This is a genomic window from Bacillus sp. FSL W8-0848, assembly GCF_038007805.1.
Lineage (GTDB): Bacteria > Bacillota > Bacilli > Bacillales > Bacillaceae > Bacillus > Bacillus glycinifermentans.
In genome coordinates this window covers 2,906,993-2,927,449 of sequence record NZ_JBBOYB010000001.1, presented here as the reverse complement: position 1 = coordinate 2,927,449, position 20,457 = coordinate 2,906,993, and the positions used below count along the sequence as shown (strand labels likewise).

Genomic DNA, 20,457 nt, shown 5'->3' with positions numbered 1-20,457 from the left:
AAAAAAGTTTTTTTGCTTATAAATGACTTGTATGATATAATTTTTTATTGCGTATAAAAAGAGATTAAATTCATAAGATTTAGGAGTTGTTAGGTATGACAGCAAAATTTGAAGTGGGCAATGTTTACACCGGAAAGGTGACTGGATTACAGGCGTATGGAGCGTTTGTAGCCTTAGATGAAGAAACTCAGGGACTCGTGCATATTTCAGAAGTAACGCATGGCTTCGTTAAAGATATCAATGAACATTTGGCAATCGGCGATGAAGTGCAGGTGAAAGTTCTTTCTGTAGATGAAGAAAAAGGAAAGATCAGTCTTTCCATCCGCGCGACACAGGCAGCTCCTGAACGTAAAGAAAACAAGCCTAGAAAGCAAAAGGCCGCTCAAGCGGAAGAAGCTACTACTCCTCAAGGCTTCAACACGTTGAAAGATAAGCTTGAAGAGTGGATTGAGCAGTCAAACAGAAAAGATTTAATTAAAAAATAAGGCGGCAAAAAATAACTCCGGTTAAAAACCGGAGTTATTTTTATATCTGCATGTTTTAGCGCATTTCAGGCTCTTTGGCGTCTTCCCGGACGGTCTCCTCGTTAGGTTTGAATAAAAGCCCGAGGTTGATTAAACCGGCAATTCCGACAAGCGCGTAAATCGTCCGGGAAATGGCGGAGCCTGGACCTCCGAAGATGGCTGCGACCAAATCAAATTGAAAAAAACCAATCAGTCCCCAGTTAATTGCCCCGATGATCGTAAGCAACAATGCGATTCGTTGAAGCGTACTCATGTATTTCTGTTCCTCCTTTTTCATATCATGAACATTTATAGATTGTGACGGTTTTGGAAAGTTTATACGTAGAAGAGCAGATCGCTTTACATGGCGGAAGGTCTTTCAAGATAATATGGATAAAGGAGGAGATTGCATGGACAGCTTTACATATTGGAATCCCACAAAACTCATTTTCGGACGAGGCGAAGTCGAAAAGCTTGCCGATGAGGTCAAACAATACGGCCGAAACGTGCTGCTTGTTTACGGAGGAGGCAGCATTAAACGAAACGGTTTATATGATCAAGTCGTTTCCATCCTCGAAAAAGCGGGGCTGAATGTTCATGAACTCGCAGGCGTTGAGCCGAATCCGCGGGTCGTAACAGTCAATAAAGGCGCAAGGCTCTGCAAGGAACACGATATCGACTTTCTCTTGGCGGTCGGAGGCGGAAGCGTCATCGACTGTACAAAGGCGATCGCCGCCGGTGCAAAATATGACGGAGACGCCTGGGACATCGTTACGAAAAAACACATCCCGACCGAAGCGCTGCCGTTCGGCACCGTTTTGACATTAGCGGCGACAGGTTCGGAAATGAATTCGGGGTCCGTGATTACAAATTGGGAAACCAATGAGAAGTACGGATGGGGCAGCCCGCTTGTTTTCCCTAAATTTTCGATCCTCGATCCGGTTAACACGTTCACGGTTCCTAAAGACCATACGATCTACGGCATGGTCGATATGATGTCACACGTGTTCGAGCAATATTTTCACCATACGAAAAATACGCCGTATCAGGACCGGATGTGTGAATCCCTGCTGAAAACGGTGATTGAAACTGCTCCGAAGCTGATCGAAGATCTTGAAAATTACGAGCTCCGCGAAACGATCCTCTACACGGGCACAATTGCGCTTAACGGCATGCTGTCAATGGGCGCGCGCGGAGACTGGGCAACCCACAATATCGAGCACGCTGTGAGTGCGGTGTACGACATTCCGCATGCCGGAGGGCTTGCGATCCTGTTCCCGAACTGGATGAAGCACACGCTTTCTGAAAATGTCGGCCGCTTTAAACAGCTTGCCGTCCGGGTGTTCGATATTGATGATGCGGGTAAAACTGACCGTGAAGTCGCGCTTTCAGGCATTGAAAAGCTTTCTGAATTCTGGACCAGCCTAGGTGCGCCGAACCGCCTCGCCGATTACGGCATCACCGATGAAAAGCTTGACCTCATTGCTGACAAAGCGATGGCAAACGGCGAATTCGGCCGCTTTAAAACATTGAATAAAGAAGACGTGTTGTCGATTTTGAAGGCTTCTTTGTAAAAGCGAAAGGAAAACGGCTCGGGAAGAACCGGCTCTTCCCCGGCCGTTTTTTGTTGCCATTTTGACAAAAATCAATCAGTTCCTTTAAACAATCGTTTTTCCGGGCCGGAGATATGCCATTTATCCCTTTTCATCACTTGATTTCGCAATGGAGTTCATATAAAGTGAAAAGGGAAAAGGCTGTCGCCGAAAATCGACATGTCAGAGCCCCGGCTTTACTTTTAAAATGAAAGCGCTGGCGGGATATCTGAACAAAACAGTGAGTACTGGAGGTTTATTATCATGACGCATGTCCGTTTTGATTACTCAAGAGCATTGCCTTTCTTTAAAGAACAGGAGCTTACATATCTGCGCGATTTCGTAAAAGTCGCCCATCACTCCATCCATGAAAAAACAGGTGCGGGAAGCGACTTTTTAGGCTGGGTCAACCTTCCGACAGATTATGACAAGGAAGAGTTTGCCCGGATTAAAACATCCGCTGAAAAAATTAAAAACGATTCAGACGTTCTGCTCGTCATCGGAATCGGCGGTTCATACCTCGGAGCGAGAGCTGCGATCGAAATGCTGAACCATTCATTCTACAACGTATTGCCGAAAGGAAAGCGGAAGACGCCTCAGGTGATTTTCGTCGGCAATAATATCAGCTCTTCTTATATGAGAGACGTAATGGATCTTCTTGAAGATGCCGATTTCTCAATCAATGTCATCTCCAAATCTGGAACAACGACAGAACCGGCGATTGCTTTCCGGATCTTCCGCAAGCTTCTTGAAGAAAAATACGGAAAAGAAGAAGCAAAAGGCCGCATTTATGCAACGACTGATAAAGCGCGCGGTGCATTAAAAACGCTTGCTGATGAAGAAGGCTATGAATCGTTCATCATTCCTGACGACGTCGGCGGCCGCTACTCTGTTTTGACTGCTGTAGGTTTATTGCCGATCGCCGTAAGCGGAGCCGATATTGACGAAATGATGAAAGGTGCGGCCGATGCCAGCAAAGACTTTGCTTCCTCAGAGCTTGAGGACAATCAGGCGTACCAATATGCCGCCGTCAGAAACATCCTTTACAATAAAGGCAAAACGATCGAAATGCTGATCAACTATGAGCCTGGCCTTCAGTACTTTGCAGAATGGTGGAAACAGCTGTTTGGAGAAAGCGAAGGAAAAGACGAAAAAGGCGTTTATCCGTCCTCCGCCAACTTCTCAACTGACCTTCACTCTCTTGGACAATACGTACAAGAAGGAAGAAGAGACATGTTTGAAACGGTGTTGAACGTTGAGAAACCGAGACATGAGCTGACGATTGAAGAGGCGGAAAATGACCTTGACGGCTTGAACTATCTTGCCGGAAAAACGGTTGATTTCGTCAATAAGAAAGCGTTCCAGGGCACGATGCTTGCACATACGGACGGAAACGTGCCGAACCTGATCGTTAACGTACCTGAAATGAACGCTTATACGTTCGGATATCTTGTCTACTTCTTTGAAAAAGCCTGCGCGATGAGCGGCTACCTGCTTGGCGTCAATCCGTTTGACCAGCCTGGGGTGGAAGCGTACAAAGTGAACATGTTCGCCCTTCTCGGCAAACCGGGCTTTGAAGAGAAAAAAGCTGAGCTTGAGAAGCGTTTGGATCAATAAAATCTTCATATTGGCGTCCCGCCGTGTATAACATGGCGGGGCGCTTTTTTGTCTTTTTTTGAAAAAGTCCCTGTAAGGCATAGTGAACAGCCTCTTAAGAAATACTAAATGCAATGAATTAGGAGGAGAAAAATGGACTTTATTTTTAAAGCATTTATTCTAATTTTAGCAGGCATGTGCTTGGTGAGGATTTCAGGCAGACAGTCCGTTGCCCAGATGACGGTCACAACAACCGTTGTTATGGTTTCGATAGGCACGATGATTGTCCAGCCGATCGTTCGGGACGGCAACAGCGTCTGGAAAACGATTGTTTCCGTATCTATCTTTATTTTCACGCTGATGGTCATCGACTTTTTTAGACTAAAATTTAATTTTTTTGAAACCGTGATTTCCGGAAAAGCCGTTATTCTCATTAAAGATGGACATCTGCATGAAAAAAACCTCAAAAAGCACAGAATGACGGTTGATCAGTTGGAAATGCACTTAAGAACGTCAGGTATTTCAAAAATATCTGATGTAAAGACAGCGACTCTTGAGCCGAACGGCTTAATTGGCTATGAGTTAACCGATGATGCCAAGCCTTTGACAATGGGGGATTTAAAAAAACTTTTGCGCTCACCGCACAAAAAGTCAGAGAACGATTTATTCAAAGAAATATCTGACGGTCATCAGAAAGAATTAAAAAAAAAACTGCAGTAGCTTTTCTTCATTTAACATGACATTTATCGGAAAGGGGTCTTAACATGATCAGCATACCTTCTGAACTTGAAAATCGTTCGTTTTCGCTTTACCATCTTGAACAAACGCTGAAGCCGCTCGGGTTTATCATCGGCGGTGGCTGGGAATATGACCGCGGCTTTTTTGATTATAAACTCGACGACGCGGACGGTTACCTTTTTTTGCGGCTGCCGTTTGAAGCTGAAGACGGGCAGCTTGATTCACAAAACGCCACCGTCCAACTGGGCCGGCCTTTTTTGCTCCGCCACGTCTATCAGGAGGCGCTTGATGATCATGTGATACAGGGAAATGTCCGGGCGTCTTTTGACCAGTTTGCCGAACCGAAGGAAAAAGACGCCGATATTCCGGATGTGTATGTCGAGCTCGGGCGTTCTTCGGTAAAGGAGCTCGAAAAAGCGCTGTTGTCTTAAAGCGACAGCAGTTTATCCGTTTTCTTTATCGTGTAAGAAAATGAAGGGGATAAAATCGGGCCGTCTTTTTGCTGCACGCCGATAATTAAAATGTGCTCGTTCATAAAATGGCTGACCGCCTCCTGAAAAGAACTGCCCGCCATCCGGTCAGGCACGGGAATCGCATGAATTTTCAATTGAACGTCTGCCTCGTGAAAGAGCGGGTCAGAAAGCTGGTTTTTGATGAGAAAATGCCGGAGCATCGCCGTTTTTAAAAGCTCCGCCGTGCTGAAAATTTGATTGGCTCCAGCGCGTTCGGCATTTTTTCTTTGTTTTTCTGTTAATATTTCGACCAGGCAATAGACCGACGGATTGAGCCCTTTTACCGCAAGCAATGTCAAGATCGACTGCATATCCGCATCCGCTTCGTTTTTGTGCTGGTCTGCCGTGATAAACACGATCTCCGCCTCTTCAATGTTTGCTTTTTGCAAAACGGCGTCATCTGCCGCATATCCGCGGATGAAATGGATGTTTTCCAACAGGGGCCCTTCCCTCAGCGTTTCATCGATCAGAACGATCGTTTTGTTTGCATCAGCTGATTGCAGCGTCCTCATCAATTTATTCGCTTTTTCGTTCCAGCCGATCAAAATCATATGGCCGCGCCCCTTGTAATTCACTTTGCCTTCCGCATAGCGCTGCTGTTTATGGAAAGCGGCCGTTGCCATCGTCGCAAAATATGCCGTGACAAACGCAGCTCCCAATAACACGAGCAGCATGCCGACGATTTGCCCGGCAGGGGTTTTGGGAACATAGTCGCCGTAGCCGACGGTAGAAACGGTAATCAGCGCCCACCAGATTCCTTCAAAAACGTTTGGAAATTGTTCAGGCTCCACCAATGAAATGAGCTGTCCGAATAAGATGATCAGCAAAATGATAATGGTCGCGATGCGGAGAGAAACCGGCCATCTGAGCCATCCGATGAACACGCGGTTTGATTTCACGATTTTTCACCATCTTTCAAAAGAGAAAACGATAAAATTTCTTTTATGATCGCATTTAATTTTTGATTAATACTTTCCTTCCCGTATTGCTCGATCGCCTGCTTAATAACGTCAGCCGTTTCATCTTCATAGTCGATCAGGGGCTCGTCCTTTACCGATTCATTATAAAGGAGAATAAATGCATCAAGTCCTTCATTCATTTTGTCGATCGCCGTGCTGAGCTGTTCTTTTTCCTGGTCTGTTACTTTCACCGTGTCACCACCCCGAAATGCGTTTTTTAATCAGTATATCCCTAATTTGTGAAAATTTTTCAGGTCATAACAATCCGCGCTTATGCGGATAATAAATAATGTCATTCTTGAAATATACATGTTTTGCCCCGGCATATTGATTCTTGTCTTTCCATACACTGTTACAAAACGAGTGAGGGATGAGAGACGAATGTCGTGTCTGGCGAGACTCATCATGATGCTGATCGGGTTCCACCTGATGGCCGGGGCATCCGTTCAATTTGTTTTTGATTTAAATGAGGTTCATCATTCCTCTGACGGGGTGTTCTGGAGGGAGTTTTTTAAGGAGCTGGTTACGAGGCCGCCTTTATACGTGATGATGTCGGGGATGGTGTTTTTGTTTATCGGGGTGTGCTTCCCGCGAAAAAGCAGGTGATGCACTTTTCTGTACAAAAAAGGATCCCTCAAATAAAATATATATAATATTACGATAAAAAAACTATTTAGCATAAAGAGGGAAGATGATTGCATGAGCATGATTTTTTACTTGTTGACATTTGCTGCATTAGGTTTGTCGATTTGGGCACAATTTAAAGTAAAGGGCAACTTTGAAAAATATTCGAAAGTAGAGGCCTCAAGCGGGAGAACTGGAGCGGAAGTGGCCAGACATATTCTTGACCAAAACGGCCTTTACGATGTGCCGGTTGAACCGGTAAGTGGAACCTTGACAGACCATTACGACCCGACGACACGCGTCGTGCGCTTGTCAGAACCTGTATACTACGGCCGTTCGATCGCATCGATTTCCGTTGCGTCTCATGAAGTCGGACATGCCCTGCAGCATCAGGAATCATACGGCGCGCTTGTGTTAAGACATAAAATCTTTCCGATCGCAAACTTTGCTTCAGGCGTTGCGCCATTCCTGTTCCTTGGAGGCATGCTGCTCAGAAGCTTCAATTTGATCGGTCTCGGCATCATTTTATTTTCAGCGGCCGTATTCTTCCAGCTCGTGACCCTGCCTGTTGAATTCAACGCAAGCTCCAGAGCGAAGAGGATTATCGTCTCAGAAGGAATGATCCGCAACAATGAAGAAAGAGGCGTAAGCAAGGTGCTTGATGCTGCTGCCTTGACATATGTTGCCGCAGCGCTCGTTTCATTGTTCGAATTGCTGCGCTTTGTGGCGATTTTCCTGTCCGGTCGTAATGATGATTAACCTTTAGTCAGAGGAGGTGACCCCTTACCATGTTTGGTAAGGGTTTTTTTTGAATATCCTGAATGTCATACTCGTCATGCTTTTAATCGCAGCTACGGCTTTCTTTGTCGTCGCAGAGTTTGCGATTGTCAAAATTCGCGGCACGAAAATCGATCAATTGGTTGCGACCGGAGATGTGCGGGCGATCGCAGCCAAAAGGGTCGTTTCAAACCTTGATGAATATTTATCCGCCTGTCAGCTCGGCATTACCATTACGGCTCTGGGACTCGGCTGGCTGGGGGAGTCGACGTTTGAAAAAATCATCCACCCGGTATTTGCCTACGTCGGCATGCCTGAATCTGTTTTAAGGATCGCGTCGGTCGTAACGGCTTTTGTCGTCATTACCTTTCTTCATGTCGTAATGGGAGAACTTGCACCGAAGACGGTTGCGATTCAAAAAGCGGAGGCTGTCAGCTTATGGACGGCGAGGCCGCTTATTATTTTCTATAAAATCATGTTTCCTTTCATTAAATTATTAAACGGCTCAGCCAGCGCGCTGGCCAAGCTGTTCGGCTTTCATTCGGTGAAGGAGCATGAAGTGGTAATCAGCGAGGAAGAGCTGAGGATCATGCTTTCCGAGAGCTATAAAAAGGGAGAGATCAACCAGTCGGAGTATAAATATGTCACAAAAATCTTCGAATTTGACAACCGGCTGGCAAGGGAAATTATGGTGCCGAGGACGGAGATTGCGGTGATTTCGTCGGATCAGTCGATGAAGGAAGCGATTGAAACGGTCATGAATGAACGCTACACAAGATATCCGGTGATAAAGGATGATAAAGACCATATTATCGGCATCATCAACAGCAAGGATCTCTTTAAATCGTACTTTCTCGATCAGACAATTGATTTGTCCGAGCTGATGAGGCCGGTCATCAGAGTGATCGAAAGCATCCCCATCCAGGAGCTGTTGATCAGAATGCAAAAAGAGCGCATCCACATGGCGATCCTTGTCGATGAATATGGAGGAACGGCCGGCCTTGTCACCGTTGAAGACATTTTGGAAGAAATTGTCGGGGAAATCAGGGACGAATTTGATCAGGATGAAATGCCGCATATCGTTAAAAAAGGCGAGCATCATTATATCATGGACGGCAAAGCGCTCATTGACGAAGTGAATGACCTGCTTCACATCGCGATCGAAAACGAAGAGGTCGACACGATTGGCGGATGGCTCCTCACGCAAAAAATGGAACTCAAAAACGGCGATATTTTCCGTTCGGAGGGATGCGAATTTAAGATTCTTGACGCTGAAGATCATCATATTCGCTTTGTCGAAATCAAAAAAACGGATTTTTAAATTGCAGCTGCCGGGACCGTGCGGCTGCTTTTTTAGTTCTATAGCCGCTGTTTGCTTCCTGTCTGAAGGGTAATGTGAAAAAGATAAGAAGATGTATTCATGGGAAATCATGACTTTTTGCGAATGTACTGTTGTCCAATCTCTTTTATAATATCGTCTGTACATCATATAAGGAGGTTTTGAAAACGTGAACAGACATGCCGTAAAATCAATTCTTCTATTTGGCATCGCATGCATCATGTTATTGGCGGGGCCGCTTACGGCCTTTGGAGCTTCGTCCTCAACCCCGTCAGACAAAATATATTTTAAAAACAAAAAGTACTACATTTTCAACAATGTATGGGGAGCTGATCAAGTCAGCGGCTGGTGGCAGACCATTTATCATAACAGCGATTCCGATTTAGGCTGGGTATGGAATTGGCCGAGCAGCACAAGCTCTGTGAAGGCGTATCCGTCGATTGTCAGCGGTTGGCATTGGACAGAAGGCTATACGAAGGGAAGCGGACTACCGACCCGTCTGTCAGATCGAAAAAATATCAACACAAAAGTCAGCTATTCGATCAGTGCGAACGGAACGTATAATGCCGCCTATGACATTTGGCTGCACAACACGAATAAAGCGAGCTGGGACACTGCTCCAACCGATGAAATCATGATTTGGCTGAACAATACAAACGCCGGGCCGTTAGGTTCTTACGTCGAAACTGTTTCAATCGGCGGCCACAAATGGAACGTGCACAAAGGATATGTAGATGCAGGGAACGGCAAGGGCTGGAATGTGTATTCCTTTGTCAGAACATCAAATGTTCAAAGCGCAAGCCTAAACATCCGCGACTTCACAAACTACCTCGCGGATTCAAAGAAATGGCTCTCTAAAACCAAATATGTCAGCAGCGTCGAATTCGGAACGGAAATTTTCGGAGGGACGGGACAGATTAACATTTCCAATTGGGATGTTACGGTCCGCTAAAGGTGATACCGCCGCTCTTTTAAAAGGGCGGTGATTTTTTTGCGCTTTTTTCTATATATATCAAACGAAATAACTGATAAGGAGTGTGCTGATGACAAGGGCATGGTGGAAAGAGGCGGTTGTTTATCAAATTTATCCGCGCAGCTTTATGGATTCGAACGGAGACGGTATCGGGGATATTAACGGAATCAGGGCAAAGCTTTCTTATATAAAAGAACTGGGGGCTGACGCCATCTGGATTTGTCCCGTTTTTGATTCGCCGAATGCCGACAATGGCTATGATATTAGAGATTATCAAAGCATCTTAAAAGAATTCGGGTCGATGGACGATTTTGACGCCTTATTGTCTGAGACCCATCAGCTCGGCATGAAGCTTGTCATCGATCTTGTCATCAACCATACCAGCGATGAGCATCCATGGTTTATCGAATCAAGGGCTGATAAAGAATCGCCGAAACGCGACTGGTATATTTGGAGGGACGGGAAAGACGGCGGTGAGCCGAATAATTGGGAAAGCATATTCGGCGGCTCCGCCTGGACGCATGATCGTCAAACTGATCAGTATTACCTGCATGTATTTGCGGAAAAACAGCCTGATTTGAATTGGGAAAACAGCGGCATGCGCCGCGCCGTATACGGGATGGTGAACTGGTGGATTGCAAAAGGAATAGACGGTTTCAGGGTGGATGCGATTTCCCATATTAAGAAAAAGGAAGGGCTCCCCGACCTGCCCAATCCGAATGATCTTCCCTATGTACCCTCCTATGATTATCACATGAATGTTGACGGGATTATGGAATTCCTTCGGGAGCTGAAGCAGGAAACGTTTGCAAAACACGGGCACATCATGACGGTCGGGGAGGCAAACGGGGTCAAAGCGGATGAAGCTGCAGAATGGGCCGGCGAGAAAAACGGGGTTTTCAACATGATTTTTCAGTTCGAACATCTCGGCCTTTGGGACATTGAGGGAGGAGCGCGAATCGATATCGTTAAACTGAAACGCATTTTGTCAGACTGGCAGACCAGCCTTGAAGGGGTGGGATGGAATGCGCTTTTTACGGAAAACCATGATCAGCCCCGCTCTGTTTCGGTATGGGGGGATGACGGGACATACAGAAATGAGAGTGCGAAAGCCTTGGCTGCTATGTATTTTTTAATGAAGGGTACGCCTTTTATTTATCAGGGGCAGGAAATCGGAATGACAAATGCTGCGTTTTTCGATATCGATGATTATGACGATATTTCCGTAAAACATTATTATGACAGGCAAAGACAAGCCGGCAGATCACACGAAGACACGATGAAAGCGATTTGGATGAGGAGCAGGGATAATGCGAGGACGCCGATGCAATGGACGGATTCCGGCAATGCCGGCTTTTCAAGCGGAATACCGTGGCTGCCCGTTAATGAAAATCATCGCTTGATCAATGTCGCCTGCCAGCAGCAGGACCCGGATTCGATCTACCATTTCTACAAACGGATGATCGCCATCAGGAAACGGCATGATGTGTTCATTGACGGCGCGTTTGAAATCATCCTTGCGGAGGACCCGCAAATTTTTGCCTATTTGCGCAAGCTTGAAGGAGAAACCGCGCTAGTGATGGCAAATCTCAGTCCGGATTCCGCGCTTTACCGTCATCCCGCTTACCCTTTATCGAGCGGCGGACTCTTGCTTTCCAATATCGCTATAAAACCTCATCAGCATCTGACTTCGTTTATGATGAAGCCTTATGAAGCACGGGTTTATGTCCTGCCAAAACAGGAGATCGGAAATTGACAGCGAATTGAAGATGAAAGAAAGGAGCAGATTGACATGTTGAAAAAAATAGCCATTCAGACGAACAAACGGGATGAAATGCTCGATATCACTGACGAAGTGCAGGCATTTATCAGCGAAGAGGAAGTATCCAGCGGCGCTGTTATCGTCTATTGCCCGCATACGACGGCGGGCATCACGATCAACGAAAATGCCGATCCCGATGTAAAACGGGATATGCTGAGGCGGTTTGACGAAGTGTATCCATGGGAACACCGGCTTGACCGCCATATGGAAGGAAATACTGCGGCACATATGAAGTCAAGTACAGTCGGTGCGTCGCAGCATATCATCATTGAAGACGGGAAGCTGGTGCTCGGGACATGGCAGGGGATTTATTTCTGTGAATTTGACGGTCCGAGGTCGAGGACGTGTTATGTTAAAATCATCGCCGGCTAAAAAGAGGAAATACGATGAATGAGTTTATGAAGGGTTATCGCTACCCGTCATACAGGCGCCGCCGACGCCCGCACTTGCTGCAGCCGTCCCCGAGCTGAAAAAACGGGGCTGTTGTGCGGTCTTAGTGAAAGAGACAGTTCTGCTTGAAGAAAGGAGAATGGATCTCATCGTCGTCCAAGGAAGCGAAGCGGGCGGCCGCAAGGGAACTTTCTGCAGACGAAAGGAGAGCCGGCCGGCGGCTCGACGGCCTTGATTCTGCAAGCTGCCGATCATGTGTCTGTGCCGCTCATTGCGGCCGGCGGCAGGAAAACAACCGTAAAGGAACTGCTGGATCAGCTTGTGCCGTCCGAGCTATCTAACCATCTGGTATAACGCCGGAATATCAACCCGCGTGGTTTGGGCAAGAAGGTGGGCGGACGTCTGTGCACCGGGCTTTCTCAGCCGGTTCAGCTTTTCAATGATGCTTCCCGCACTCAAAATGCCTAAGCCGTGTGCCGCATATTGGTCATTGCCTAAAAAAATGGCGTTTTCCCCGCGCCATTGGGGTCTTGACGGGTCGAAATCGGGATTTTGGAAATACAGGCAGTCTCCCGGAAGAAAATCGTTTCCTTTTTCGGTGAAGATCGGCAGCTTCTCATAATGCCAATCATATAGAATGATCCTGTCATAATGCCTGTCAAAAGCCTGATCGCCGATCGTCCTGACCAGCGCCATATAAAAGATGATGACGATCGCGGTCGCACATTCAAACGCGTAAAGAGAACCGCTTCCAAAAATGTTTTTAATCGCATTGGAAGCGGACGCTCTGTACCTCAATTCTAACGCTCCTTCCGGCGTCACCCTCCAGAACGCCTCATTGCCATACGTCTTTGAAAAAGTGGCAAACTTTGCTCCGCTGTTGATCAGCGCTTTAGCCGATTCGACGGTATGTTCCCTGAAGCTGAGTTCGAACAGCAGCTCGCGAACCGCATCATATCTATACTGTGCAGGCATTGAAATCATCTGATTGACGATGTTCTTTTGCATTTGGCTGATGTTCAGTTTCTCCGCGTCTTCCGGGCGAAGCCAATATCCTGAAATATTGATCATAAAAAGCACCCTTTTTCCTTTTTTATTATCGTATGCCTAAAGCTTGGGCAGGGGAAACGGCGGCATCGATTCGCGAAAGGGCTGTTTTTTGAAAATTACTTTTTTTCTTTTTCGATGTAAAAACGGGCCCCTTCTCCGATATTAAATGAGTAAATCGATGAAAAGGGGTAAGGAAAATGAAAAGGGTATTGGATTGGATCAAGCGTCCGTCTATTTCAAAAAGATTAATTTTCTCATTTATTCTGGTTTTGACAGTTCCGATTCTCGTACTTGCGGCAAGTTCGTATTATACGGCCAGCAGCACGCTTAAAGAAGAAATCATGAGAAACGCGAAAGCCAATGTCGATGAGTTAAATGATATTATCAACCAAACTGTCGGGAGCAAGGAAACCGATGTGTCTTATTTTAGCGAATGGATCAATAAAAAGGCCTATACCGAAAAAGGACAGGCTTCTTTAAAAGAAAAATTCGAACAGTACATTAAGCAAAACAAAGATGTCGAGCTTGTATACACAGGATCTAAGGAAAGCGCCTATACTCAATATCCGAATGCAAAACTGCCGAGCGGCTATAACCCGGTTGAGAGGGATTGGTATAAGCAGGCCGTTGAGAAAAAAGGCGAGACGATCGTCACTGAACCTTACAAGTCTGCTTCAACAGGCCATATGGTCATAACAATCGCCAAGCAAAACGACGATGGCTCAGGCGTTGTCGCGCTTGACATGAACATCGACCAGCTGATTGAATCGGCAAACAGCGTCAGCATCGGAAAAAGGGGATTTGCCTTTATTTCAAGCGCTGAAAAAAAATACGTAGCCAACCCGAAAATCGAGGCCGGAACCGAAGTCGAATCAAGCTTGTCAGAGCAGATGTACGGCAAGGAAAAAGGTATGCTCACATACAATGATCAGGATAAGGAGATGCAGACGGTTTATACGACAAACAAGCTGACAGGCTGGAAAATCGGCGGAACGATGTTTACGGATGAAATAACAGATGCGGCACAGCCCGTTTTCAACATGGCGGCAATCGTTTTGGCCGCCGCAATTGTCCTTGGCGGCATTCTTGTATACTTCATCGTCCGTGCCATCAGCAAGCCTTTGAATCAGCTCGTATCATCGGCGAAAAGCATCAGCAACGGCGATCTGACGCAGAAAATCGACGTCCGCTCAAATGATGAGCTCGGACAGCTCGGCACAAGCTTTAATGAGATGGCTGAATCGCTGCGCTCTCTGATCAGCGCCATTCAGGAATCGGTCGAGCATGTGGCGTCTTCTTCAGAACAGTTGACGGCAAGCGCAGATCAGACGAGCAAGGCGACGGAGCACATCACACTGGCCATCGAGCAATTCTCCAACGGGGCTGAAAGCCAAAGCGAAAAAGTCGAGGCGAGCTCGCACAGATTAAGAAACATGGATGACAGGTTAAAGGATATGACCCGGGTATCAGAAGAGATAACAGATTCCTCGGTACAATCGACAAAAATGGCCGAAACGGGCGGGAAGCTCGTGCAAAAAACCGTCGGCCAGATGAATTCAATCGATCGCTCAGTCAAACAGGCCGAAGGCGTCATTAAAGGGCTTGAAGCCAAATCAAAGGATATTACGGCAATCTTGCGCGTCATCAACGGCATCGCCGATCAGACGAATTTGCTGGCGCTGAACGCTGCAATCGAAGCCGCACGCGCCGGGGAGTCGGGCCGCGGATTTTCCGTCGTTGCTGAAGAGGTGCGGAAGCTGGCCGCCCAATCGGCAGGCTCTGCTAAAGAGATCGAAGATTTAATACAGAAAATCGTCAAAGAAATCGAACATTCCCTTACGATGTTCCAGTCGGTCAATCATGAAGTGCAGTCAGGTTTGAAAATCACCGAAGAAACCGAGTCCAGCTTCAAACATATTTATGAAATGACAAATGAGATTGCCGGCAAGCTGCAAACGATGAACGCAGCGGTCGAACATCTGTCAAAAGGCTCGCAGGACGTATCGGAAGCTGTCGGGGACATCGCCGAAGTCTCAAGAGAAAATACCGCCGGCATTCAGGACATCGCCGCATCTGCGGAGGAACAGCTGGCATCGATGGAAGAGATCAGCTCGTCCGCGGCGACGCTTGAGCAAATGGCTGAAGAACTCCGCGACCTGACGAGAAAATTTAAGATTGAATAATAGAAGGAGCTGCCTGGCAGCTTCTTTTTGTTGTTTATTTTTAGAATATTTCAAAACACTTAAAAAAGTTTTTTTATATACATAAATATGATAAAGGTCCGATATTAATTTCATGAATTTGAAAGCTAAAAGGAGTTATATCATATGAACAAACTATTGGAATGGATCAAACGTCCGTCAATTTCCAAAAAGCTGTTTTTAAGTTTTCTATTGGTTTTGACGGTTCCGATTTTGGCGCTCTCCTTCAGCGCCTATCAAACCGCGGGAAGCACCCTTGAAAGCGAAATTATGAGAAGCGCCCGCGACAATGTTGAACAGTTGAATGAAATCATTGATCAAAATATCGAAAAAAAAGAAAATGCAGTTTCATATTTCGGCGACTGGATTAATGAAAAGCTCTATAAAGAAAAGGGAAACGCTACGTTGAAGGAAAAGTTTGAGCAATACGCAAAGCTCAACCAGGATGTTGAAGCCATCTATACAGGCTCAAAAGACGGCCTGTTCGTCCGCTATCCTGAAGAAAAGATGTCAAGCGATTATAATCCTGTTGAAAGAGACTGGTATAAAAAAGCCGTTGAGAAAAAAGGCGAAGTGGTCGTTACAGATCCTTATAAGACCGCTTCAACAGGAACGACGGTTGTCACGATTGCAAAACAAACGGCAGACGGCTCAGGGGTCGTCGCGGTCAACATGAAAATAGATGATCTGATTAAAACGACGAAGCGTGTCAATATCGGAAAAGACGGGTTTGCATTTATTGCAAGCGCGGATAAAAAATATATCGCCCACCCGACAATCAAAGCCGGAACGGAAGGCCAGGGCGATTGGGTTACACAGATGTACGGCAAAGAAAACGGTTCGTTTAAGTACACCTTTGAAGGCAAAGAAAAGCAGATGGCTTTCACAACAAATAAATTAACCGGCTGGAAAATCGGCGGAACGATGTTCACAGATGAAATAACACAAGCGGCGCAGCCGGTCTTCAACATGGCCGTAATCATTTTAGCCGTCGCGATTGTGCTTGGCGCCATCCTCGTCTACTTCATCGTCCGCGGCATCAGCAAGCCTTTAAATCAGCTCGTATCATCGGCGAAAAGCATCAGCAGCGGCGATTTGACGCAGCAGATCGAAGTGAAGTCAAAAGACGAATTCGGTCAGCTCGGCACGAGCTTTAACGAAATGGCCGAATCATTGCGCTCATTGATCAGCGTCATTCAATCGTCGGTTGACAATGTGGCCGCATCTTCTGAAGAACTCCACGCAAGCGCTGCGCAGACAAGCAAGGCGACTGAGCACATTACTATGGCGATCGAACAATTTTCGGACGGAAACGAAAGCCAGAAAGAAAAAGTGGAAGCAAGCGCGCATCAGCTAAATAAAATGAATCACGGGATTCATGACATGACAAAAACATCGGCTGCCATTACCGATGTCTCCGTAAAATCAACCGAGATCGCCGGAAAAGGCGAGGAGCTCGTTCAGCGGACGGTCGGCCAAATGAATTCGATCGACCGGTCAGTCAAACAGGCAGAATCTGTTGTCAAAGGGCTTGAAGCCAAGTCAAAAGACATCACAAGCATACTGCGCGTCATCAACGGAATTGCCGACCAGACGAACCTGCTGGCGCTGAACGCCGCAATCGAAGCAGCGCGCGCCGGAGAATCCGGCAGAGGCTTTTCAGTCGTTGCCGAAGAAGTGCGGAAGCTGGCTGCACAGTCGGCAGGCTCTGCTAAAGAGATCGAAGACTTGATTCAGGAAATCGTCAAAGAAATCGACAACTCGCTGAATATGTTTAAATCGGTCAATCATGAAGTTCAGTCAGGGCTTGAAATAACCGATGAAACACAGTCAAGCTTCAGAACGATTTACGATATGACAAATGAGATCGCCGGCAAGCTGCAAACGATGAATGCAGCGGTCGAACAGTTGTCAAAAGGCTCTCAGGAAGTATCCGGCGCCGTCGAAGAGATAGCGGACGTTTCCAGAGAGAGTTCGGCAAGCATCCAGGATATCGCCGCTTCAGCGGAAGAGCAGCTTGCCTCAATGGAAGAGATCAGCGCATCCTCTACGACCTTGGCGGAGCTTGCTGAAGAACTTCGCGATCTGACAATGAAATTTAAAATCGAATAATGAAAGCACCCGGGCGTTCCCCGGGTGTTTTTTTGGCGATCTGCTATTATAAAAAATTAAAAAATCAATAAAAAATTTTTTATAAGAATCCGATATTAAAAATATAAAAGAAAAGGGGTCAACTAGAATATGTCAAAAATGATAAATTGGATCAAACGTCCCTCAATTGTAAAGAAATTAATTCTTTCATTTTTGTTAATTTTAACCGTTCCTATTATCGTGCTCTCTTACAGCGCCTATCATACGGCCAGCAGTACGCTTGATACAGAAATCATGAGCAATGCGCAGGAAAACGTAAAACAGCTCAATGACATTATCGATCAGAATATCAGCCAGAAATCGACGGCTATATCCTACTTCAGCGACTGGATTAAAGAAAGTGCGTTTAAAGAGAAAGGCAACGCCACTTTAAAAGCAAAGTTTGAACAGTACGCCAAGCTGAATCAAGATGTTGAAGGCATTTTCGCCGGATCAAAAGACGGGCTGTTCGTCCGCTATCCGTTTCAGGAGATGCCGAGCGGATATAATCCGGTTGATCGGGACTGGTATAAGCAAGCCGTTGAAAATAAAGGAAAAGTGATCGTTACAAATCCATATAAGACAGCTTCAACCGGAACGCTGGTCGTCACAATCGCCAAGCAAACGTCAGACGGCTCCGGGGTTGTGGCGGTCAACATGAAGATTGAAGCGCTGATTAAAGCAACCGACCGCGTCAAGATCGGGAAAAAAGGCTACGCCTTTATCACAAGTGCCGACAAAAAGTTCGTTGCCCATCCGACAAAGGAAGCGGGCACAGATATTGGAGACAGCAGCTGGTCCAAGCAAATGTATGCAAAAGATGAAGGCATCGCTAAATTTAACCTGGACGGCGACAAGCAGATGGCTTTTGCAACAAACAAGCTGACGGGCTGGAAGATCGGCGGTACGATGTATGCGAATGAAATCGAAGAAGCGTCCCAGCCTGTTTTGTATGCCGCTCTCATCACGCTGGCCGTTAGCATCGCAGCGGGCGTGATCCTGATGTTCTTCATTATCAGATCGATCACAGGACCGTTAAGCGAGCTCGTTTCTTCGGCGAAAAGCATCAGCGCCGGCGATCTCACGCAAAACATCAACGTCCGCTCCAAAAACGAAATTGGACAGCTCGGCATGAGCTTTAATGAAATGGCTGAATCATTGCGCTCGCTGATCGGCGTTATCCAAACGTCCGTGGAAAATGTGGCGTCTTCTTCAGAACAGCTGACCGCAAGCGCGGATCAGACAAGCAAAGCGACCGAGCACATTACAATGGCGATCGAACAATTTTCAAACGGAAATGAAAGCCAAAGCGAGAAAGTCGAAACAAGCTCCCAGCAGCTGACTCAGATGAACAAGAGACTGCTTGAAATGTCTAAAGTTTCCGCTGCGATTACTGATTCGTCCGCACAATCGACGCAAATCGCCGGTACGGGAGGAGATCTCGTCCAGCAAACGGTCGGACAGATGAATTCAATCGATCAGTCCGTGAAACAGGCGGAATCTGTCGTCAAAGGACTTGAAGGAAAGTCAAAAGATATTACGGCCATTCTCAGAGTGATCAACGGCATTGCAGATCAAACGAATTTATTGGCGCTTAATGCCGCGATTGAAGCGGCAAGGGCCGGCGAAGCGGGACGCGGCTTCTCGGTCGTAGCTGAAGAAGTGCGCAAGCTGGCAGAACAATCGGCATCCTCTGCGAAGGAAATCGAAGGCCTCATTCAGGAAATCGTTCAGGAGATCGGAAAATCGCTTGACATGTTCCAGGCCGTCAACCGCGAAGTTCAGTCCGGGCTTACGATTACGGACGAAACGGACAAAAGCTTTAAGCAAATCTACAATATGACGAACGAAATCGCGGAAAAGCTAAAGGACATGAACGCGGCTGTTGAACAGCTCTCAGCAGGGTCTGAGGAAGTCGCAGGAGCCGTTGAGGAGATTGCCGATGTTTCAAGGGAAAGCTCGGGCAGCATTCAGGATATCGCTGCCTCGGCGGAAGAACAGCTCGCTTCAATGGAAGAGATCAGCTCGTCCGCGGCAACGCTTGAACAAATGGCGGAAGAGCTCCGCGATTTAACGACAAAATTTAAAATTGAATAGCAAAAAGGGCTGCCGGACTTTTTCCGGCAACCTTTTCTTCAGGCTGATCATGCTTGATCGGCGGGGAAAACGAGGCCGATCTGTTTCCGTGCTTCATCCATGACGGATAACGTGTCAAGGGAGCGTTCGAACGTATTCAGCCGGGATTCAAGCCGTCCCTGTTTGATTAGAGTGATGAACTCCTCAATTTCGTAAAACATGGCCGGTTTTTCGTCCGGAACCGTAATATCTTCGACTCTTCCGTCGCGGTAGCGGATTTCGACTTTTTCAGGGCGGTGAATCTTATCGATGACGATTGACCCGTCTTCCCCTTGAATTTCGGCCGGCATGAAGGAATTGGATATTTTCGAATGCATCAGAACGGCTTCATGCTCCGGATATGTTAACAGAATCGTCCCTTCCCCGTCGGCGCCTGACTCGAGAATCAGACCATTCGCTTTGACTTCAAGCGGCTTTCCGAACAGGACAACTGCCGGATGGACGCAATAAACGCCGATATCCATCAGCGAGCCGTTTGAAAAAGCGGGGTTAAACGCATTTAACACGGTTCCGCTTTTATACGCGTCATACCGTGAAGAATATTGGCAATAGCTGGCTGTAAAGCGGCGGATCTTTCCGATTCGCGGCAAATGGCTGATGATGTTTGTAAAGTTTGGCAGAAATGTCGTTTTCATCGCTTCCATAAAAGCGACTTTTTGGATCTTTGCGGTTTTCACCATTGCTTCGGCTTCTTTCATATTGGATGCCAGCGGCTTTTCGCATAACACGTGCTTTCCGTTTTCCATGAACATGATCGCTTGTTCTTTATGTAAAGAATTAGGACTTGCGATATAGACAGCGTCAATCAGATCGCTTTTCGCCATCTCTTCTGCATCTGTAAAAACCGCCGTAACGCCGTATTTTTGGGCGAACGCCCGGCCGCGCTCCTCAGACCTGGAATACACGGAGGTGAACTGAAAACCGTCCGCCATTCCGGCAGCTTCAAGAAAGCGGTCTGTAATCCAATTGGTTCCGATAACCCCAAACCGTACCATATCAAATCTCTCCCTTTCGCATGGTTATACTTCATATTATACCGTAAATGCCGGGACAAGCGCGGGCAAAGGGAGCGGCAAAAATGAAAAAGCGCTGTCGTATATGTATAAAGGTAAAAG

Annotated in this window: 20 protein-coding genes; 15 read left to right on the top strand and 5 right to left on the bottom strand. The window is 46.7% G+C overall.

Translation table 11 applies throughout. The features are described 5' to 3' along the window. Nucleotides 1-95 precede the first annotated feature (95 nt). The gene (gene yugI, locus NSQ39_RS15470) at nt 96-485 is read left to right on the top strand and encodes a S1 domain-containing post-transcriptional regulator GSP13 (RefSeq protein ID WP_046129937.1); all 390 of its coding nucleotides are present in this window, start codon (nt 96-98) and stop codon (nt 483-485) included. Nucleotides 486-540: 55 nt separating this feature from the next. Here yugI and NSQ39_RS15465 read toward each other — a convergent pair whose 3' ends face one another. Further along, entirely contained in the window at nt 541-777 is a 237-nt protein-coding gene (locus NSQ39_RS15465; protein ID WP_046129938.1) for a DUF378 domain-containing protein, read from the bottom strand. 136 nt (nt 778-913) lie between these two features. Here NSQ39_RS15465 and NSQ39_RS15460 point away from each other — a divergent pair, with 136 nt between their 5' ends. The 4 genes from NSQ39_RS15460 (at nt 914) to NSQ39_RS15445 (ending at nt 4,860) form a co-directional block, all read left to right on the top strand. After that, nucleotides 914-2,077, top strand: coding sequence for an iron-containing alcohol dehydrogenase (locus tag NSQ39_RS15460; RefSeq protein WP_216899551.1), 1,164 nt, complete (start codon nt 914-916; stop codon nt 2,075-2,077). Between the two features lie 282 nt (nt 2,078-2,359). After that, nucleotides 2,360-3,712, top strand: coding sequence for a glucose-6-phosphate isomerase (locus NSQ39_RS15455; RefSeq protein WP_046129940.1), 1,353 nt, complete (start codon nt 2,360-2,362; stop codon nt 3,710-3,712). Nucleotides 3,713-3,844: 132 nt separating this feature from the next. Continuing rightward, the gene (locus NSQ39_RS15450; protein ID WP_046129941.1) at nt 3,845-4,411 is read left to right on the top strand and encodes a DUF421 domain-containing protein; all 567 of its coding nucleotides are present in this window, start codon (nt 3,845-3,847) and stop codon (nt 4,409-4,411) included. Between the two features lie 44 nt (nt 4,412-4,455). Then, complete coding sequence (locus NSQ39_RS15445) at nt 4,456-4,860, top strand: YugN-like family protein (protein ID WP_046129942.1); 405 nt, start codon at nt 4,456-4,458, stop codon at nt 4,858-4,860. Here the strand turns inward: NSQ39_RS15445 and NSQ39_RS15440 are convergent. Both NSQ39_RS15440 and NSQ39_RS15435 read right to left on the bottom strand, forming a co-directional pair. Beyond that, nucleotides 4,857-5,840: a potassium channel family protein gene (locus tag NSQ39_RS15440; protein ID WP_046129943.1), complete on the bottom strand. Its 984-nt coding sequence runs from the start codon at nt 5,838-5,840 to the stop codon at nt 4,857-4,859. The two genes, NSQ39_RS15445 and NSQ39_RS15440, sit on opposite strands and share 4 nt — an antisense overlap. Further along, complete coding sequence (locus NSQ39_RS15435; protein WP_046129944.1) at nt 5,837-6,091, bottom strand: protein mistic; 255 nt, start codon at nt 6,089-6,091, stop codon at nt 5,837-5,839. Before NSQ39_RS15435 ends, NSQ39_RS15440 begins: the two co-directional genes overlap by 4 nt. 190 nt (nt 6,092-6,281) lie before the next feature. Between NSQ39_RS15435 and NSQ39_RS15430 the strand changes: the two genes are divergently transcribed. The 7 genes from NSQ39_RS15430 (at nt 6,282) to NSQ39_RS23130 (ending at nt 12,179) form a co-directional block, all read left to right on the top strand. Further along, a complete protein-coding gene (locus NSQ39_RS15430) occupies nt 6,282-6,506 on the top strand; it encodes a hypothetical protein (RefSeq protein ID WP_046129945.1) in 225 nt (74 codons plus the stop codon). Between the two features lie 99 nt (nt 6,507-6,605). Then, entirely contained in the window at nt 6,606-7,283 is a 678-nt protein-coding gene (locus NSQ39_RS15425) for a zinc metallopeptidase (RefSeq protein WP_046129955.1), read from the top strand. Nucleotides 7,284-7,359: 76 nt separating this feature from the next. Continuing rightward, entirely contained in the window at nt 7,360-8,622 is a 1,263-nt protein-coding gene (locus NSQ39_RS15420; protein WP_373688043.1) for a hemolysin family protein, read from the top strand. A gap of 238 nt (nt 8,623-8,860) precedes the next feature. Next, the gene (locus NSQ39_RS15415) at nt 8,861-9,592 is read left to right on the top strand and encodes a GH12 family glycosyl hydrolase domain-containing protein (RefSeq protein ID WP_046129956.1); all 732 of its coding nucleotides are present in this window, start codon (nt 8,861-8,863) and stop codon (nt 9,590-9,592) included. Between the two features lie 91 nt (nt 9,593-9,683). Further along, complete coding sequence (locus NSQ39_RS15410; RefSeq protein WP_046129947.1) at nt 9,684-11,369, top strand: glycoside hydrolase family 13 protein; 1,686 nt, start codon at nt 9,684-9,686, stop codon at nt 11,367-11,369. Nucleotides 11,370-11,405: 36 nt separating this feature from the next. Then, the gene (locus NSQ39_RS15405; RefSeq protein ID WP_046129948.1) at nt 11,406-11,807 is read left to right on the top strand and encodes a secondary thiamine-phosphate synthase enzyme YjbQ; all 402 of its coding nucleotides are present in this window, start codon (nt 11,406-11,408) and stop codon (nt 11,805-11,807) included. Between the two features lie 249 nt (nt 11,808-12,056). Then, nucleotides 12,057-12,179 carry a hypothetical protein gene (locus NSQ39_RS23130; protein ID WP_302052233.1) on the top strand — a complete coding sequence of 41 codons (123 nt, stop codon included), beginning with the start codon at nt 12,057-12,059 and terminating at the stop codon, nt 12,177-12,179. On the opposite strand, the gene NSQ39_RS15395 is transcribed toward NSQ39_RS23130, so the two are convergent. After that, nucleotides 12,159-12,896: a protein-glutamine gamma-glutamyltransferase gene (locus tag NSQ39_RS15395; protein ID WP_046129949.1), complete on the bottom strand. Its 738-nt coding sequence runs from the start codon at nt 12,894-12,896 to the stop codon at nt 12,159-12,161. The two genes, NSQ39_RS23130 and NSQ39_RS15395, sit on opposite strands and share 21 nt — an antisense overlap. Before the next feature lie 176 nt (nt 12,897-13,072). Between NSQ39_RS15395 and tlpB (NSQ39_RS15390) the strand changes: the two genes are divergently transcribed. From tlpB (NSQ39_RS15390) to tlpB (NSQ39_RS15380), 3 genes are all read left to right on the top strand, one after another. Next, a complete protein-coding gene (gene tlpB, locus NSQ39_RS15390) occupies nt 13,073-15,058 on the top strand; it encodes a methyl-accepting chemotaxis protein TlpB (protein WP_046129950.1) in 1,986 nt (661 codons plus the stop codon). A gap of 144 nt (nt 15,059-15,202) precedes the next feature. Beyond that, a complete protein-coding gene (tlpB, locus tag NSQ39_RS15385; protein ID WP_046129951.1) occupies nt 15,203-17,188 on the top strand; it encodes a methyl-accepting chemotaxis protein TlpB in 1,986 nt (661 codons plus the stop codon). Between the two features lie 129 nt (nt 17,189-17,317). After that, entirely contained in the window at nt 17,318-19,303 is a 1,986-nt protein-coding gene (gene tlpB / locus NSQ39_RS15380; RefSeq protein WP_216899546.1) for a methyl-accepting chemotaxis protein TlpB, read from the top strand. A 47-nt stretch (nt 19,304-19,350) separates the two neighbouring features. Here the strand turns inward: tlpB (NSQ39_RS15380) and NSQ39_RS15375 are convergent, their stop codons facing one another. After that, on the bottom strand, nt 19,351-20,337 hold the full coding sequence (locus NSQ39_RS15375; RefSeq protein ID WP_046131325.1) for a Gfo/Idh/MocA family protein: 987 nt from the start codon (nt 20,335-20,337) through the stop codon (nt 19,351-19,353). Between the last annotated feature and the right edge of the window lie 120 nt (nt 20,338-20,457).

Excerpts from the sequence above, each read along its gene's own strand:
- yugI (WP_046129937.1), top strand. The coding sequence starts at position 96 with ATGACAGCAAAATTTGAAGTGGGCAATGTTTACACCGGAAAGGTGACT.
- NSQ39_RS15465 (WP_046129938.1), bottom strand. The coding sequence starts at position 777 with ATGAGTACGCTTCAACGAATCGCATTGTTGCTTACGATCATCGGGGCA.
- NSQ39_RS15460 (WP_216899551.1), top strand. The coding sequence starts at position 914 with ATGGACAGCTTTACATATTGGAATCCCACAAAACTCATTTTCGGACGA.
- NSQ39_RS15455 (WP_046129940.1), top strand. The coding sequence starts at position 2,360 with ATGACGCATGTCCGTTTTGATTACTCAAGAGCATTGCCTTTCTTTAAA.
- NSQ39_RS15450 (WP_046129941.1), top strand. The coding sequence starts at position 3,845 with ATGGACTTTATTTTTAAAGCATTTATTCTAATTTTAGCAGGCATGTGC.
- NSQ39_RS15445 (WP_046129942.1), top strand. The coding sequence starts at position 4,456 with ATGATCAGCATACCTTCTGAACTTGAAAATCGTTCGTTTTCGCTTTAC.
- NSQ39_RS15430 (WP_046129945.1), top strand. The coding sequence starts at position 6,282 with ATGTCGTGTCTGGCGAGACTCATCATGATGCTGATCGGGTTCCACCTG.
- NSQ39_RS15425 (WP_046129955.1), top strand. The coding sequence starts at position 6,606 with ATGATTTTTTACTTGTTGACATTTGCTGCATTAGGTTTGTCGATTTGG.
- NSQ39_RS15420 (WP_373688043.1), top strand. The coding sequence starts at position 7,360 with ATGCTTTTAATCGCAGCTACGGCTTTCTTTGTCGTCGCAGAGTTTGCG.
- NSQ39_RS15415 (WP_046129956.1), top strand. The coding sequence starts at position 8,861 with ATGTTATTGGCGGGGCCGCTTACGGCCTTTGGAGCTTCGTCCTCAACC.
- NSQ39_RS15410 (WP_046129947.1), top strand. The coding sequence starts at position 9,684 with ATGACAAGGGCATGGTGGAAAGAGGCGGTTGTTTATCAAATTTATCCG.
- NSQ39_RS15405 (WP_046129948.1), top strand. The coding sequence starts at position 11,406 with ATGTTGAAAAAAATAGCCATTCAGACGAACAAACGGGATGAAATGCTC.
- NSQ39_RS15395 (WP_046129949.1), bottom strand. The coding sequence starts at position 12,896 with ATGATCAATATTTCAGGATATTGGCTTCGCCCGGAAGACGCGGAGAAA.
- tlpB (WP_046129950.1), top strand. The coding sequence starts at position 13,073 with ATGAAAAGGGTATTGGATTGGATCAAGCGTCCGTCTATTTCAAAAAGA.
- tlpB (WP_046129951.1), top strand. The coding sequence starts at position 15,203 with ATGAACAAACTATTGGAATGGATCAAACGTCCGTCAATTTCCAAAAAG.
- tlpB (WP_216899546.1), top strand. The coding sequence starts at position 17,318 with ATGTCAAAAATGATAAATTGGATCAAACGTCCCTCAATTGTAAAGAAA.
- NSQ39_RS15375 (WP_046131325.1), bottom strand. The coding sequence starts at position 20,337 with ATGGTACGGTTTGGGGTTATCGGAACCAATTGGATTACAGACCGCTTT.